This is a genomic window from Aphanothece microscopica RSMan92, from assembly GCF_046613545.2.
GTDB lineage: Bacteria > Cyanobacteriota > Cyanobacteriia > PCC-6307 > Cyanobiaceae > NIES-981.
This window is the reverse complement of sequence record NZ_JBKKKY020000014.1, coordinates 20,393-34,486: the sequence shown is the minus strand read 5'-3', so window position 1 is coordinate 34,486 and position 14,094 is coordinate 20,393. Positions and strand designations below refer to the sequence as shown.

Sequence of the window (14,094 nt, the reverse complement as noted above, 5' to 3'; positions counted from 1 at the left end):
GGCCATTGTGGGAGATCCTTTTGCAGCAGCCCGCAGCGTGACCGCCGTGGTGAGTCCGGCCCAGCCGCCAGCCCCGGAGGCCCGGGATCCGCGGCAGGTGCTGCGGCGGGTATTCGGTTACCGCAGCTTCCGGGGGCCCCAGGAGGCGATCGTGCGCCACGTGATCGGCGGTGGCTCCGGCCTCGTGCTGATGCCCACCGGCGGCGGCAAATCCCTCTGCTATCAGATTCCAGCCCTGTGCCGGCCCGGTCTGGCGGTGGTGGTCTCGCCGCTGATCGCCCTGATGGAGGATCAGGTGGAGGGGCTGCTGCAGGCCGGCGTCAGGGCCGCCGCCCTCCATTCCGCCCTCTCGGCGGAGCAGGCCAGCGGCATCTGGGGTGCGATCGGCTCCGGCGAGCTCGATCTGCTCTATGTCTCCCCCGAGCGGCTGCTGGGCGGCGATCTGCTGGAGCGCCTGGGGGAGCATCCCCTGGCCCTGTTCGCCATCGATGAGGCGCACTGCGTCTCGCAGTGGGGCCACGACTTCCGGCCGGAATACATCCAGCTGGCGGTGCTGGCCGAGCGGTTCCCCGCGGTCCCCCGGCTGGCCCTCACCGCCACGGCCGATCCCCGCACCCGGGAGGAGATCGTGCAGCGGCTGGAGCTTGCTGATGGCCGGGTGTTCCTGGCCAGCTTCGATCGCCCCAACATCCGCTACCTGCTGCGGGCCAAGGAGGAAGCCAGGGACCAGCTGCTCCACTTCCTGGAGCAGCACCGTGGCGAGGCGGGGATCGTGTACGCCCGGTCGCGGGCGCGGGTGGACCGCTTCGCGGCGGACCTGCGGGCGGCGGGCTTCGACGCCCTCGGCTACCACGCCGGCATGGAGGCGGAGCAGCGCAGCGCCACGCTGCAGCGGTTCCGCAACGGCAGCGGCGTGGTGGTGGTGGCCACGATCGCCTTCGGCATGGGCATCGACAAGCCCGACGTGCGCTTCGTGGCCCACGTGGACCTGCCCAAGAGCCTGGAGGCCTACTACCAGGAAACGGGCCGGGCGGGCCGTGACGGCCTGCCGGCCGTGGCCTGGATGGTGCATGGCCCGGGCGACATTCCGCAACTGCGCCGCTTCATCGACGACTCCGAGGCCCCTGAAGCCCAGAAGCGGATCGAACACGGCAAGCTCGAGGCCCTGATCGGCTTCACCGAAGCAGCGGGTTGCCGCCGCCAGGTGCTGCTGCGCCACTTCGGCGAGGACCTCGCCGAGCCCTGCGGCAACTGCGATGGCTGCCTGGAACCCCAGGCCCGGGTGGATGTGACCGAGCCCGCTCGCAAGGCCCTCTCTGCGGTGTATCGCACCGGCCAGCGCTTCGGAGCGGCCCACGTGGTGGACGTGCTGCTGGGGGGCAACACCGAACGCATCCGCAGCCTCGGCCACGACGGCCTGAGCGTGTACGGCATCGGCGGGGAGCTCGACCGCAGCCAGTGGCGCACGCTGCTGCGCCAGCTCACCAGCGCCGGCTATCTGCAGCCCGTGCCCGAAGGCCATGGCGGCCTGCGCTTCGGCGCCGAGGCCCTGGTGAAACCGTTGCTGCGGGGGGAAACCCGCCTGGAGCTGCCGCTGCCGCCGCCCCAGAAGGAGCGGCGCCGCAGCCGCGCCGGCGGGGGTGCCAGTGGAGCGGGTGCGGGCTGGAGCCCGGCCAGCAGCGGGGGCGAGCTGGGCGAGCTCGACGACGCCCTGGTGGCCGCCCTCAGGACCTGGCGGCGGGACCAGGCGCGCGAGCAGGGGGTACCGCCCTATGTGGTGTTCCACGACCGCACCCTGCTGGAACTGGCAGCCCGGCGCCCCGCTGATCTGGAGGAGCTGGCCGGCGTGAGCGGCATCGGCGCCGCCAAGCTGGAGCGCTACGGGGAGGCGCTGCTCGCGGTGCTGGGATCAGCGGGGAAGGGCTAACCCTTCTCCTCCTGCTCCAGGGCCTGGCCCTCGGCCTGCTGCGTGGCGGGGCTCAGGAAGCGCCCCGAGAGCCGTACCCCCAGCACCACCGCGGCGATCCCGTAGGACACGAAGGTGATCGCCTGGCCGCCGGTGCCGGCCTCATAGGCCCCCCGCTCCAGCAGCACGAAATCGGCGATCGAGGCGGCCGTTCCCCAGAGCAGCACCCACACGCTCACGTAGGTCACGCCTTTGAGGGTCGGGTTCATGGGATCGGCCGCACTGCGGAGAACCTAGAGGGCGGCTGCCATCACCGGCACCTGGTGGGCTCGATGTAGGTGATCGCCTGATAGCGACCGTCGCTGGTGCGCACGGCCACGCAGTTGTCGGTGCGGGGCTGCTCCCAGTAGCTGAAGGCGCTGTCACCGATCTGGTCGCCACCCCGGTAGGTGTAGCCCTTGGCGGTGAGCTCTCGCTCGGCGCTGGCACCCTTCACGCCCACCAGCGACTGCAGCGAGCTCACCGGAGCACCGACCCGGGCGGTTTCCTGGGGGGTGCTCTGGGCGCTGCTCTGGCTGTTGCCGGCGATCAGACCGCCGATCAGGGCCCCCAAGCCAGCCCCCAGCAGGGCACCACCAGTGGCCTTGCTGGAGGAGTCGTCAAACGTGGCATCCGGGTTCTGCACCTGATCGAGCTTCACCGCGAGACGCCGCTTTCCGCCGTCGTTCCAGAGGAACACATCGTGGTCAGGCTTCTCGTTGTGGCGCACATTCTTGATGCCGCTGTAGGTCTGCAGCTGCAGGGCCTGGGGATTGGGGCCGGAGAAGATGAAGTCGTTGCCGTCGTCCAGCTTCACCACATAGGCGTCCTGGCCGCCGGCGGCCTTGTGCTTGAAGGTGCAATGACCGTCGAAGGCCACATAGCCGTCACTCGTGAGCTTGCAACGTCCCTGCGCCCGCACGAGCACTTCAGCCTGGGCCGCCTGCTGGAACGGCGCCGCCGCGATGAGCAGAAGAAGGCCAGGGCCGATCAGTGACGCAGTGCGCTGGTGAAGGGCTTTCGCTGTGACGGCATTCTTCGTGACGGCTTTCTTCGTGATGGCTTTCGTTGTGACGCTGGAGAGAGGCACAGGTTCTGATGGAACAGGAAAGGGTGCTTTTTGAACGTACCCCTCGAACCAGCCGCAAGCCAGCCTGGCCCGGCCGACTTCTGAACTGATCTCCTGCTTGGCGGCGGCGGCAAGCGGCTGCCTGGGACCCTGACCCATAGGGTGGGCGCCGCTGCCCAGCGATCGGCAACGGATGCTGCGCCGGATTCTTCAGGAACTTGCCGAAACCGCCCCGCTGGCCCTGCTGGTGGGTGCGGCGATCGGCGTGGCCATGGTGGGGCTGCTCACCGGCACCGTGGGGGAGAGCAGCAACGAGAGCCTCGAGGTGCTCGTGCTGGGATCACTGCAGGTGGTCACGCCCCTGGGGGTGAGCCTGATCTGGATCTGTCGCTGCGCGCCCCTGCGTCTTGCGGTGGCGGTGCGGCGCCATCTGAATCCCACACCAAGGCCAACCCAAGCCTCGGACTCCTGGAGGTGCCAGGGGGCAGAGGTGGCTGGGGCCGCCTGCAGCGCGCTGCTACTGGTGCCCTGGTTTGAGATGGGCCTGCTGCTGGGCGGGCTGCTGGCCTCCCCCCGCGCCGGCCTCGGCTTCTCCAGCGAACTGCAGGAACTGACCCACCTGATGCCCGTCTCGGACCTGCTGCGGTGCTTTCTGCGGACGGCGGTGTTCACCGCGGCCGCCCAGTGGGTGTGCCTGCGCAAGGCAGCTCAGGTGAAGGGCACCGAAGGGGAGCTGGCGCGCCTGCTGGCCGATGCCCTGCCCCAATCCCTTCTGGTCGTGATGGGGCTGGAGGTGATCTGGCTCACCCTCCTGGTCCCCCTGCATGGCACCTACGCATGAGGTCCGGTGACATGGCAGGCGGCACGCCAGGGGGCAACGGCGGTCCAGGGGTCAGCCGGCTGGGGATGCTGTTCCTGGCGGGTTCGCTGCTGCTGAGCGGCTGGGTGGGCGTCAACCTGCTGCAGGAGCGGTTGCGCTGGCGGGACAGCGCCGTGGTGACGTTCCGCGCCGCCAACGCCACGGGCATCTGGCCGGGGGTGAATGTGACCCTCTCCGGGTACCGCATCGGCAAGGTGGAATCCGTGGAGCTGGCCAGCGATGGTCGGGTGGATGTGACCCTGCGGATCCTCTCCCGCCACCGCCGCCTCGTGGGCCCGAAAAGCTCTGCCACAGCCGTTCAGGAGGGGTTGATCGGCGACACCGTGGTGGCGCTCACCCCAGACATCACCCCGCCCCAATCTGCGCTGCCGCCCCCTGAGCTGGCCATCGGCTTTCAGCCCTCGAAGAGCCCTGCGGAACTGCTGAGCGATCTGGCGGAGACACGGCTGCAGATCGATCGCACCTTGCAGGCGATTGTGGCGGTGGTGGAGAAGGATCTGCCCTCGGTGGCCGGCCAGGTCGATGGCACCCTGAAGGATGTGCGTCGCCTGGCAGGCACCCTGGAGCGGGAGTCTGGCGCCACCGCCGCCGCAACACGGGACACGCTCAGGCTCTACCAGCAGACCGGCAGGGAGGTCGGGACGGCCTCCGTGCAAGCCACCGACGTGATGAAAACCACCTCCCCGGTGCTCGTGGAAACCCTGGGACAGATCCGGGCGGCGTCGGCCACCACCAATCGCCTGCTGAAGGCGCTCTCAGGCACGCTCCTGTTCGACCTGCAGGAGCCGCAGGAGAACGCGGCGCCGGCCGGGGCCGAACCTGAGGAGGCTCCAGGGCAGCGAGAAGCAGCGAACTGACGCGACACCGACTGCCCGCAGCGAGCAGGAAGCCTCCCGCCAGAACGGTGGTGGTGTCGGCGCTGAGCACCTGGGGGGCCCGCCGAGCCAAACGCCGGAGCCGATCTGTCGGTATCTGTGTCCGTGTCCGTGTCGGTCTGGCCCCCGTCGCCCACCTGGCGAATCGATGCTGAAGACGACGGATCCCTGGCCGCTGGGTCCCGTCGCGGCGAGCTCGGCAACCATCTGTGGCCCCTTCGGGGCCCCATGATCGGCAATCAAGGCAGCAGCCGTGGTGCAAGGGCCCGGCCTGTGAAGGGTGGCCGCGTGGCCCATGGAACGGGGGCGGCTCAGCGCCTCAAGCGCCTCAGCGGCAGGAGCACGGCCAACAGTGCCCAGAGCCCCAGGCCGGCGCGCAGCGGCCCGATCAGCAGCAGATCCACCCGGATGTTCGCCTCGGGTGTGATGGCCAGCACCAGGGCTTCCCAGATGGCGAAGAGCAGCCAGGCCATGGCATTCGTGAGCAGCGCGAGGCGACTGCGGGACAGGGCTCCCGCGGCCAGGGCGAACAGCAGACCCACGCCCAGGATCCAAAGCGGGCGTCCGATCAGGTGGGCCATCGGGTGGGCCAGAAGATTCGTCATCGCCACCACCCGCTCCACGATCACCCTCCCAGGATGGGGGCACAGGCCAGGCATCAACACCGTCCTGCCGTCCATACCGAACGTCGCCCCGAGGGCATCCCGGTGCTGATCCAGCAGGGTGCTGATCCAGCCCGCTGGCGGCTGGTTGAGCCTCCCTGTTGGCCTGCGCGTCAGCGCCGCCCGTTCACGATCACCGCCGGCGTGCCCGATCCCGCCGTACCGGGCAGAGCCGGCACCACCGACGTCTGGCCGTCCCACTTGTCGAGGAAGAGCTTGTAGAGCACCTGGTCGTCGAGGCTGGAATTGAGGGTCTGGTAGCGCCTGGCCTCCTGCTCGGCGATCAGCACCTCGGTCTGGGCCCGCAGCAGCTGCTGCTCGGCGATCTGCTTCTGTTCGATCGCGGCCCGGTATTCCTCGGCGATCTGCAGACCGGTGAGATCGAGGCTCTGCACGGTCACGTAGTCGAACTTGCGCAGTTCCTCGGCCACCTTCTCCTGCACCAGTTCCGAGATGGAGTTCCACTCGGTGGCGATGGTCACCAGCTCGTACTGGGAGAACACCGACTTGAGCGCCTTCAGCAGGGAGGGCTGGATCACCCGGGGATAGATCTGCTGATCGTCGGTGGCGATCGTCTCGAAGATGCGGCCGGCCTCGCCGGGCTTCACGGCGTACTTCACCGTGGCCGTGGCCTGGATCACCTGCAGATCCTTGGTGAGGGTGGAGAACTGCTCGGGGCGCACCTGGGTGCGCACGTCGAACAGGGAGGTGGCCTGGACCAGGGGGGCCTTGAAATTGGCGCCCGGCGTGCGGGGCACCCCCGTGACCCGCCCCAGGGTGGTGATCACCGCCACGCTGCCGGCCGGCACGATGAACAGCGTCTGACTCAGCAGGATCACCAGGCCCAGCACCACCGCCAGGATCAGGCTGAGACCGGCTCCCGGCCCCTCCGGAGCGTTGGCGGAGCGGAGTGGCGATTGCATGGCTGGAACCCGGGCCGAAGCCAGACCCTAGCCTCAGCCCATTGCTCCCCAGGCCCCATGTCCGCCGCCACCACCGCTGCAGGCAGCGCGTGCAGCCCACGCACCATCCAGGTGGAGCTGAGCGCCAACCCCTACCCGGTGGTGATCGGCGAGGGGGTGCTGGCCCGGCTGGGCGAGCAGGTGCGGGAGCTGGGCTTCAAGGCCGGTACCAAGGTGCTGGTGGTGACCAACCCGGACGTGGACACCCACTACGGAGACGTCGTGCTGGCCAGCCTGCGCACAGCCGGGCTGGCGGCCGAGCAGCTGGTGATCGAGGCCGGCGAAGACCAGAAAACACCCGCCACCGTGGCGCTGATCCACGAGGCGGCCTTCCGGCAGCGGCTGGAGCGGGGCTCCCTGATCGTGGCCCTCGGCGGCGGCGTGGTGGGGGACATGGCGGGCTTCGCCGCCGCCACCTGGCTGCGGGGGATCGCCGTGGTGCAGGTGCCCACCACCCTGCTGGCAATGGTGGATGCGGCGATCGGCGGCAAGACCGGCGTGAACCACCCCGGCGGCAAGAACCTGATCGGGGCCTTCCATCAGCCACGGCTGGTGCTGATCGATCCAGCCACCCTGGCGACGCTGCCGCAGCGGGAGTTCCGGGCCGGCATGGCCGAGGTGATCAAGTACGGCGTGATCGGCGATCCCGAGCTGTTCTCAGCCCTGGAGGCGGCGGGCGACCTGTCCACGATCGAGGCGGTGGGGCCGGCACTGCTCCAGACCCTGCTGGAGCGCTCCGCCGCCGCCAAGGCCCGGGTGGTGGCGGCCGATGAACGCGAGGGCGGCCTGCGGGCGATCCTCAACTACGGCCACACCCTCGGCCACGTGGTCGAGACCCTCTGCGGCTACGGCACCTTTCTGCACGGCGAAGCCGTGGCGATCGGCATGGTGGCCGCTGGGGAAATCGCCCTGGCCATGGGTCTGTGGACCCCCGCAGACCAGGCACGGCAACGGGCTCTGGTGGTGGCGGCAGGGTTGCCCCAGCGCTGGCCCGATCTGGACGGCGCCGCGGTGCTGGCCTGCCTGCAGGGTGACAAGAAGGTGCGCGATGGCCAGGTGCGCTTCGTCCTGCCCACCGCCATCGGCAGCGTGGAGATCCGCAGCGACGTCAGCGCGGAGACGATCCTGGCGGCCCTGGAGCGTCTCCCCTGAGTCCCGCTCCCCGGAGCGCCGCTGGCGGCCATGGGTTCAGGGGTCGGGGTCCTGCTCGGGATAGCGGTCCTCGAGGGCGGTCTCCAGGGTGGTGAGCAGCAGCACCAGGGCCGCCCGGGCTTCGAGGTCGGGCCCGCTGACCTCGCCGATCCAGCGGTGACAGAGCTGCTCGATCTGCTGGAACAGACTGCCGCCCCGGCGCAGGGTGGCCATCACCCGCTCGACACTCTCCTCATCGGCTTCCGGTGGCAGACCCACCACATAGCGCCGACCGTCGTCCCCCACATAGGTGAGGTGTCCGTCGCCATCCAGGATCGGCGCCGCATGGGGAGTGATCGGCCGGTCCTCCCCCATTCCCTCGAATCGACGCTCCATCCGGCCCTCCCCACACCTTTCTGCTAGGTGGGCCGACCGCCCTTGCCAAGGTTCCCAGGCTGACGATCAGCAGACCTGATCCATGGCCCCGGGGTAGCGCACGGAACCTTGCCGCCGCTCCCCCCCATGGGCATGGTGAAACGACAGCACGTCAGTGGGATGAGCTGGGATGAGCTGGAGCGAACTGGAACGACTGGTGGAGTCGGCTGAGGCCGATCCGGCGCTGCGGCGGGCCCTCGGTCACTGCCGCAGCCGCCATGAACTGGTGCTGGCGGCCCGGCGGCTGGGCTTCCGCATCACCCGGGTGGATCTGGCGCGGGCGTGGACGGCGCACCAGCAGGAGCTGGCGGGGAGCCATGGGAGCGACGGGGATCGCCGGAGGGAGCATTCCGAGGCGGCAGGCCATCCCCACGGCTGAGCTGCTGTTCCCAGCGCCCCATCCGTCCCCGAACGGCCCAAAGCACGGCCGCCAGCGCGGCCAGGCCGATCCTCAGGGGCCAGCCCCACGCTGACCCAAGCGCCAGCGCCACCAGGCTCAGCCCCAGGGCAGCCTCCACCCACGGCCGCGCCTGGCGCAGCCGCCGCTGGGCGCCGGAGCAGGCACGGCAGTGGCGGGTGTGGGCGTGATCACGCTCCATCAGCTGGTCAGGCCCCTGCCGCGGCGGCAGGGGCCGACCCGGGAAGGGCTCCCCACCATGGCGGTCCACCCAGTCGTGCAGAGCGCGAACGTAGATGTCGGAGGTGGTGGGGAGGTAGCAGGCGCGGCTGAAGGCGGGGCGACCGCCCGAGCGCTCCAGGGCCCGTTCCTGCCAGTGCAGGAACACCTGGTCGTCCTCCAGCACGATGTGGTTGCCGAGGTGCTGCAACCAGCGCGGACGCAGGGGGAGCAGCAGCCGCGGGATCGCGGAACGGAACTGGAAGGGGAAACGGGCGAACAGGCGGCATTCCCCGGGGCGGATGGGCGTCGCGTAGACGACCGTGAGGATGCGCGCAAATCCCTGGGCGGTCAGGTCGTGCCACATCAGGGACGGCGCCGCATAGGTCGTGAACTGGCTGCCGAGCTTCCCCCTGCGGGGCCCCTCCTGCCAGCGGGCCGTGAAGCCCTCCGGGCCCGAGCTGGTGATCTCGGCTTCCACCGGAGCGGCGTTCTCGCGGCGCCCCACCGTGCGGTGGTGGGTGAACGGCACATGGCTCACATCGAGCACGTTCTCCAGCAGGGTGAGCGCATCCATCGGCAGGTCGCGGAAGGTGTCCTGCACCAGCCAGCCGGGCTCCTCCAGGGTCGGGACGATCGGCAGGGGACAGCCCGCCGCCCGCTCGGGGTCACCGGCGAAGACGAACAGCAGTCCCTGCGCTGTGGCGGTGGGATAGACCCGGCAGGCGGAGCGGCCACTGGCGCAGGCGAAGGCGGCCTGGTCCGGATCGGCCTGGGGGATGGCGGTGCAGGTGCCGGTGCCGTCGAAGCTCCAGCCGTGGTAGGGACACTCCAGCTGGCCGCGGTCGTTGAGGCGCCCCTCGCTGAGGGGCACGAGCCGGTGGGGGCAGACGTCGGCGAAGGCGCACCAGGCGGAGTGCGCCCCGTCCCACCAGAGCACCAGGTCCTGCTCCAGCAGCGTGAAGGCCGTGGGACGGGCCCGGTCCAGATCGTCGAGGTAGGCCACGGCGTACCACTGGTGGAGCCAATGCCGCCGCCAGCCCTGCTCGCAAGGCCGGGGGGACTGGCTGGGGGCCGGAGCCGGGCTGGAGAGGGCCATGCACTGCGCAATCCTGGCCGGATGATGGCGCGGCGGAGCTCACCATCGCAGCGGGACGATCCCGTCACAGCCAGAGGTGATCCATGGCACGCGCCGCGGTGAGCGCCGTCGGGCACCGACCAGGAAGGCGAACCAGCATCGGCACGGTCCGCCGATCCTCTGGTGCTACTCCCTACCGCCGTGCCCCGTCGTGGAACGGCAGCAGCCTGCTCTGCCCGCGACCACGTGGGGAGGCCTCTCACGCCCATGCCGCGCGTCAAGCCCGTCCTCTCCGCCGTGGCGATGAGCCTGGGGATCGCCCTGCCCCTACCGCCGGCCCGCAGCGCCGAGCTGGACCTGGACGGCGTGAACCGCTACGCCTCCCAGGAGCAGGTCACCAGCATCTCCCAGTTCTCGGACGTGCAGCCGACCGACTGGGCCTACCAGGCGCTCTCCAACCTGATCGAGCGCTACGGCTGCGTGGCCGGCTATCCCGACGGCACCTACCGCGGCCAGAAGGCCATGATCCGCTTTGAAGCGGCGGCCCTGCTCAACGCCTGCCTCGACCGCGTCACCGAGGTGACCGACGAGCTCAAGCGCCTGATGGCCGAGTTCGAGAAGGAACTCGCCGTGCTCAAGGGCCGTGTGGATGGCCTCGAGGCCAAGGTGGGCGAGCTGGAGGCCAGCCAGTTCTCCACCACCACCAAGCTCAGCGGCCAGGCCACGATGGTTCTGGGCGGGGCCGGCAACACCGGTTTCGGTGACAACGTCACCGCCAACTACGACGTGCAGCTCGCCCTGGACACGAGCTTCACGGGCAAGGATCTGCTGCGCACCACCCTGCGGGCCGGCAACTTCGCCAACTCGGTGTTCGGCAACGGCAACACCGCCCTCGGGATCAGCTACGGGGAGGAGGGCTCGGCCGACTCCGTGACGATCGACCGGCTCTTCTATCAGTTCCCGCTGGGCGACGCCTTCACCGCCACCGTTGGCGCCGTGGTGGCGCAGGACGACATCGTGCTCTGGCCCACGGCCTACCCGGTGGACATGGGCCTCGACCTGTTCAACTATGTGGGCGCCCAGGCCACGTTCAACAAGAACCAGGGAGCCGGTGCCGGGCTCCAGTGGCAGAAGGACGGCTGGGCCTTCACCGTGGCCTACGTGTCCGACCTGGCGGCAGCCTCGAACTCCACGGTCGGCAGTGGCCGCGACTTCATCGTGACCGCCCAGGGCGGCTACATCGCCGAGACCTGGGGTGGAGCCATCACCTACACCTATTCCGACTGGGACCCTTTCGAGGTCTTCCCCACCAGCTCCAGCAACAACGTGGCGCTCAGCGGCTACTGGCAGCCGATGGAGGCCGGTTGGGTGCCATCGATCAGCGCGGGGTTCGGCTGGTCGGACCTCGACCGCCGCTCCAACGACGAGGCCTGGAGCTGGATGGTGGGCCTCACCTGGGCTGACATGTTCATCCAGGGCAGCACCCTGGGCATGGCCCTCGGCAGCGTGGGCCAGCTCGATCCAGGCAAGTGCGCCGGGAATCCAATCACAGCCACCTGCAGCGGCAGCCTGTGGGTGGATGGGGCCGCCGGCGATGACAATCTGGCCTATGAACTCTGGTACAACTGGCAGGTCACCGACAACATCGCGGTGACACCGGCCTTCTTCTACATCGCGAACACCGGTGCCGACGACAGCTTCGGCGGCATGCTGAAAACCACCTTCACGTTTTAACCATCAAGTTAACCATCAAGCCCTGGTCCTCAAGTTCTCGGGATCACATCGAAGAACCCCATCAGTCCCTTGGCGGCCACCTGGTCCTGATGGGGATGGAACATGTAGCGGCCGGGCCAGCGGTAACGGAATTCGAGAATGTGGCGCTCCCCCACGCCCATGGTCACCGAATCGGTGATCTGCAGGGGATTGCCGGGCAGACCCATCGGCTGGAGCTGGAAGGTGTTGGCGTGCAGGTGAAAGGTCAGGGGTCCTTCCCACTCCACCATGTTGAGCAGATAGACCCGCACCAGCTGGTGCTGATAGATCGCAATCGGGTGATGGTGATACACATCCGGAATGCCGTTGAAGGCGCAGTAATCGTTGCGGCCCTGGTTGCGCAGATCCCAGCCCCCCATCACCAGCACCAGTTCATCGGCGGGCGGCCTGGGCTGCGGTGGATCCACCACCAGCAGGCCATAGAGGCCCTTGCTCACGTGGCGCGTCACCGGCTCCACATGGCAGTGGTAGGGGTGAACCCCGACGGGATCGGCGTCGAATTCGTAGACCATGCTGCGGCGGCTGCGCACCGGGCGGATCCCATCCATCGCCGCCGGGTGGCTGCCGTGGAAGTGGAGGCTGTGGGAGGTGCCATCGGCGTTGCGGAAGCGGATGCGCAGCCGCTCGCCCGCCCGGCAGCGCAGGGTGGGGCCGGGCACGCGCCCGTTCACGGCCCAGGCGGTGGTCGTCACCACCGCATTGAGGGGCAGGTCGATGCTGTCGGCCGTGAGGGTGAACTCCCGCACGCGGCGGCCACCCTCGTGAACCACCTGGCCCCAGTCGAACTGGCGCAGCAGGCGCAGCGGCTGCATCGATCCGAGGCGCAGCGGCTCTGCCGGCAGGGGCGGGGCCAGGGGAGCACCCCAGGGGCTCCACAGTGGTTCGCCCTGGGCCCCCGCCAGCCAGCGCCGGGCCCCCACGCCGGCCAGCACCAATCCTCCGGTGCCGGCCGCCAGGGCCGCCAGGGCACCGCGGCGTCGCCAGAGCCGTGGCTGCAGGGGCGGGAACGACTCAGGCACCCAGGGCCAGGGCCGTGACCTGGCCGGGGGTGAGCACGGGCCTGGCCGGCGGCAGGATCGAAGGCCAGGCCCGCTTGAGCTCGGCCAGGGTCTTCTGCAGCTTGGCGGCCTGCTCCGGGTTGGTGCGCTTCAGGGCTGGGGCGATCGGCTCGAGCAGCTGCTCCGCCACCAGCAGGAAACCAAGCGAGTCCTGATACTCCAGAACCTCCACGAACCTGTCGCCGGCCACGGCCGCGTCATATTCCTCCGCGGCGGTGCGGATCAGCTCGCGGATCACCGCCACCACGAAGGCCGGATCCTCACGCTGCTGCGGCGGCACCCCAGCCATCGCCTGGTCGATCGAGGCCTCCACCGCCTCGAGCGCCGCGCTCGTCTCCGGAGCGGCGGGGGCGGCCTGGAGGCGGGTCTTGAGCTCGGTCAGCTGATCGAGGAAGGGCCTGGCACCGCGGCGCTGGACTTCCGGCTCCAGATCCCCGTAGAGCTCATCGATGGGGTGGGCGATGTGGGGCTGGGCCTCGGCGGCCATCCCCCGGGCCAGCAGTTGCCGACCAGCCGCCAGGTGGCCGCGCATCAGCTGCAGGGTGGTGGCGTAACCCTCGGGGCTCCTGACGCCGAAACCGCCGCCTCCGGCGCCCTCACCTCCCTCAGCTCCCTCTCCACCCTCCCCTCCCTCGGTGTGCATCGCGCCCGGGTGAGTGGCCATGCCCTGGGCCGATGGAGCACCCGGCTCGCCCGGTTCACACCCTGCCGCCAGGACGGCGCTGGCGGATACCGCCAGGAAGAGCGCGACAACCCGGCGCGGGGGAACCGTCATCGAAGCCATCGCTCAGCTCCCCCAAGCCTGATGGGGTGCTGTCCAGCCAGGAGCGATGGATGCCACAGGTGCAGGTGACCGATGGCACAGGAGACCGATGACCCAGGGATTGTCTAGCTTCAGCGACCCAGACCGGTGAGGCCATGGCAACGATCGCGGTGAGCGGAGCCTCCGGCAAGACGGGCTGGCGGGTGGTGCAGGAGGCCCTGAGCCGGGGCCATCAGGTGAGGGCGCTGGTCCGGCCCGGTTCGGTGCTGCCGGCGGGCCTCGAGGGCGCCGCGGTGGTGCGGCTCAGCCTCGGCAGCCCCGAAGCCCTTCACGCCGCCCTGAGCGGCTGTGACGCCCTGGTGATCGCCACGGGAGCCCGACCGTCGGTGGATCTGAGCGGCCCCCTCCAGGTGGATGCCTTCGGGGTGCGCGACCAGATCCGCGCCTGCCGGGCGGTGGGGGTGCCGCGGGTGGTGCTGGTCAGTTCCCTGTGTGCCGGTCGCTGGTTGCACCCGCTCAACCTGTTCGGCCTGATCCTGGTGTGGAAGAGGCTGGGCGAACGCTGGCTGGAGCAGAGCGGCCTGGCCTGGACGATCGTGCGGCCGGGCGGACTGAGTGAACGGGAGGAGCACCTCGACGCCGAGGGGATCGTGTTCAGTGCCGCGGACCAACAGGAGAGCAGCAGCATTCCCAGGCGCCTGGTCGCACGGGTGTGCCTGGATGCGCTCGAGACTCCGGCGGCCGTGGGGCAGATCGTGGAGATCACCAGCAGCCCGGATCAGCCTCCCCAGCCGCTGGCCGCATGGCTGGCGAGCCGGCCGTCAGCGGCGGGCGCGGCGAGCTGAGC

The 14,094-nt window shown here is 69.8% G+C and carries 14 protein-coding genes and 1 pseudogene; 7 read left to right on the top strand and 8 right to left on the bottom strand.

Annotation, left to right across the window (positions count from 1 at the left end; all coding sequences use genetic code 11):
* Positions 1 to 7: 7 nt before the first annotated feature.
* On the top strand, positions 8 to 1,927 hold the full coding sequence (gene recQ / locus ACLD7X_RS06005) for a DNA helicase RecQ (RefSeq protein WP_411422599.1): 1,920 nt from the start codon (positions 8 to 10) through the stop codon (positions 1,925 to 1,927).
* Here recQ and ACLD7X_RS06000 read toward each other — a convergent pair.
* Both ACLD7X_RS06000 and ACLD7X_RS05995 read right to left on the bottom strand, forming a co-directional pair.
* Complete coding sequence (locus ACLD7X_RS06000; RefSeq protein ID WP_411422598.1) at positions 1,924 to 2,175, bottom strand: hypothetical protein; 252 nt, start codon at positions 2,173 to 2,175, stop codon at positions 1,924 to 1,926. The genes recQ and ACLD7X_RS06000 overlap by 4 nt on opposite strands.
* A gap of 41 nt (positions 2,176 to 2,216) precedes the next feature.
* Complete coding sequence (locus ACLD7X_RS05995) at positions 2,217 to 3,035, bottom strand: hypothetical protein (protein WP_412007250.1); 819 nt, start codon at positions 3,033 to 3,035, stop codon at positions 2,217 to 2,219.
* 172 nt (positions 3,036 to 3,207) lie between these two features.
* Here ACLD7X_RS05995 and ACLD7X_RS05990 point away from each other — a divergent pair, with 172 nt between their 5' ends.
* Entirely contained in the window at positions 3,208 to 3,855 is a 648-nt protein-coding gene (locus ACLD7X_RS05990; protein ID WP_411422596.1) for an ABC transporter permease, read from the top strand.
* Between the two features lie 11 nt (positions 3,856 to 3,866).
* Positions 3,867 to 4,751, top strand: coding sequence for an MlaD family protein (locus ACLD7X_RS05985; RefSeq protein WP_411422595.1), 885 nt, complete (start codon positions 3,867 to 3,869; stop codon positions 4,749 to 4,751).
* A gap of 329 nt (positions 4,752 to 5,080) precedes the next feature.
* Here the strand turns inward: ACLD7X_RS05985 and ACLD7X_RS05980 are convergent, their stop codons facing one another.
* Positions 5,081 to 5,428, bottom strand: a complete 348-nt coding sequence (locus ACLD7X_RS05980) for a hypothetical protein (protein ID WP_412007249.1) — start codon at positions 5,426 to 5,428, stop codon at positions 5,081 to 5,083.
* Between the two features lie 116 nt (positions 5,429 to 5,544).
* On the bottom strand, positions 5,545 to 6,354 hold the full coding sequence (locus tag ACLD7X_RS05975) for a prohibitin family protein (protein WP_411422593.1): 810 nt from the start codon (positions 6,352 to 6,354) through the stop codon (positions 5,545 to 5,547).
* 57 nt (positions 6,355 to 6,411) lie between these two features.
* On the opposite strand from ACLD7X_RS05975, the gene aroB reads away from it, so the two are divergent.
* Positions 6,412 to 7,545 (top strand): 3-dehydroquinate synthase, encoded by a 1,134-nt coding sequence (gene aroB, locus ACLD7X_RS05970; RefSeq protein ID WP_411422592.1) that lies wholly within the window; start codon positions 6,412 to 6,414, stop codon positions 7,543 to 7,545.
* Between the two features lie 36 nt (positions 7,546 to 7,581).
* Here aroB and ACLD7X_RS05965 read toward each other — a convergent pair whose 3' ends face one another.
* Entirely contained in the window at positions 7,582 to 7,920 is a 339-nt protein-coding gene (locus tag ACLD7X_RS05965; protein ID WP_411422591.1) for a hypothetical protein, read from the bottom strand.
* Positions 7,921 to 8,089: 169 nt separating this feature from the next.
* On the opposite strand from ACLD7X_RS05965, the pseudogene ACLD7X_RS05960 reads away from it, so the two are divergent.
* A pseudogene (locus ACLD7X_RS05960) lies at positions 8,090 to 8,209 on the top strand (Nif11-like leader peptide family natural product precursor); the annotation flags it as partial.
* 7 nt (positions 8,210 to 8,216) lie between these two features.
* Here the strand turns inward: ACLD7X_RS05960 and ACLD7X_RS05955 are convergent.
* Complete coding sequence (locus ACLD7X_RS05955) at positions 8,217 to 9,674, bottom strand: aromatic ring-hydroxylating dioxygenase subunit alpha (protein WP_411422590.1); 1,458 nt, start codon at positions 9,672 to 9,674, stop codon at positions 8,217 to 8,219.
* Between the two features lie 246 nt (positions 9,675 to 9,920).
* Here ACLD7X_RS05955 and ACLD7X_RS05950 point away from each other — a divergent pair, with 246 nt between their 5' ends.
* Positions 9,921 to 11,387, top strand: a complete 1,467-nt coding sequence (locus tag ACLD7X_RS05950; RefSeq protein ID WP_411422589.1) for an iron uptake porin — start codon at positions 9,921 to 9,923, stop codon at positions 11,385 to 11,387.
* Positions 11,388 to 11,416: 29 nt separating this feature from the next.
* Here ACLD7X_RS05950 and ACLD7X_RS05945 read toward each other — a convergent pair whose 3' ends face one another.
* Together ACLD7X_RS05945 and ACLD7X_RS05940 are read right to left on the bottom strand one after the other, a co-directional pair.
* On the bottom strand, positions 11,417 to 12,445 hold the full coding sequence (locus ACLD7X_RS05945; protein ID WP_411422588.1) for a multicopper oxidase domain-containing protein: 1,029 nt from the start codon (positions 12,443 to 12,445) through the stop codon (positions 11,417 to 11,419).
* Complete coding sequence (locus ACLD7X_RS05940; RefSeq protein ID WP_411422587.1) at positions 12,438 to 13,259, bottom strand: hypothetical protein; 822 nt, start codon at positions 13,257 to 13,259, stop codon at positions 12,438 to 12,440. The genes ACLD7X_RS05945 and ACLD7X_RS05940 overlap by 8 nt, the downstream gene beginning before the upstream one ends.
* A gap of 143 nt (positions 13,260 to 13,402) precedes the next feature.
* Between ACLD7X_RS05940 and ACLD7X_RS05935 the strand changes: the two genes are divergently transcribed.
* Positions 13,403 to 14,092 (top strand): SDR family oxidoreductase, encoded by a 690-nt coding sequence (locus ACLD7X_RS05935; RefSeq protein WP_411422586.1) that lies wholly within the window; start codon positions 13,403 to 13,405, stop codon positions 14,090 to 14,092.
* Positions 14,093 to 14,094 lie beyond the last annotated feature (2 nt).

Bases quoted from the DNA above. Each gene is read 5' to 3' on its own strand.
- ACLD7X_RS06000 (WP_411422598.1), bottom strand. From the start codon at position 2,175: ATGAACCCGACCCTCAAAGGCGTGACCTACGTGAGCGTGTGGGTGCTG.
- ACLD7X_RS05990 (WP_411422596.1), top strand. From the start codon at position 3,208: ATGCTGCGCCGGATTCTTCAGGAACTTGCCGAAACCGCCCCGCTGGCC.
- ACLD7X_RS05985 (WP_411422595.1), top strand. From the start codon at position 3,867: ATGGCAGGCGGCACGCCAGGGGGCAACGGCGGTCCAGGGGTCAGCCGG.
- ACLD7X_RS05980 (WP_412007249.1), bottom strand. From the start codon at position 5,428: ATGCCTGGCCTGTGCCCCCATCCTGGGAGGGTGATCGTGGAGCGGGTG.
- ACLD7X_RS05975 (WP_411422593.1), bottom strand. From the start codon at position 6,354: ATGCAATCGCCACTCCGCTCCGCCAACGCTCCGGAGGGGCCGGGAGCC.
- aroB (WP_411422592.1), top strand. From the start codon at position 6,412: ATGTCCGCCGCCACCACCGCTGCAGGCAGCGCGTGCAGCCCACGCACC.
- ACLD7X_RS05965 (WP_411422591.1), bottom strand. From the start codon at position 7,920: ATGGAGCGTCGATTCGAGGGAATGGGGGAGGACCGGCCGATCACTCCC.
- ACLD7X_RS05955 (WP_411422590.1), bottom strand. From the start codon at position 9,674: ATGGCCCTCTCCAGCCCGGCTCCGGCCCCCAGCCAGTCCCCCCGGCCT.
- ACLD7X_RS05950 (WP_411422589.1), top strand. From the start codon at position 9,921: ATGCCGCGCGTCAAGCCCGTCCTCTCCGCCGTGGCGATGAGCCTGGGG.
- ACLD7X_RS05940 (WP_411422587.1), bottom strand. From the start codon at position 13,259: ATGACGGTTCCCCCGCGCCGGGTTGTCGCGCTCTTCCTGGCGGTATCC.
- ACLD7X_RS05935 (WP_411422586.1), top strand. From the start codon at position 13,403: ATGGCAACGATCGCGGTGAGCGGAGCCTCCGGCAAGACGGGCTGGCGG.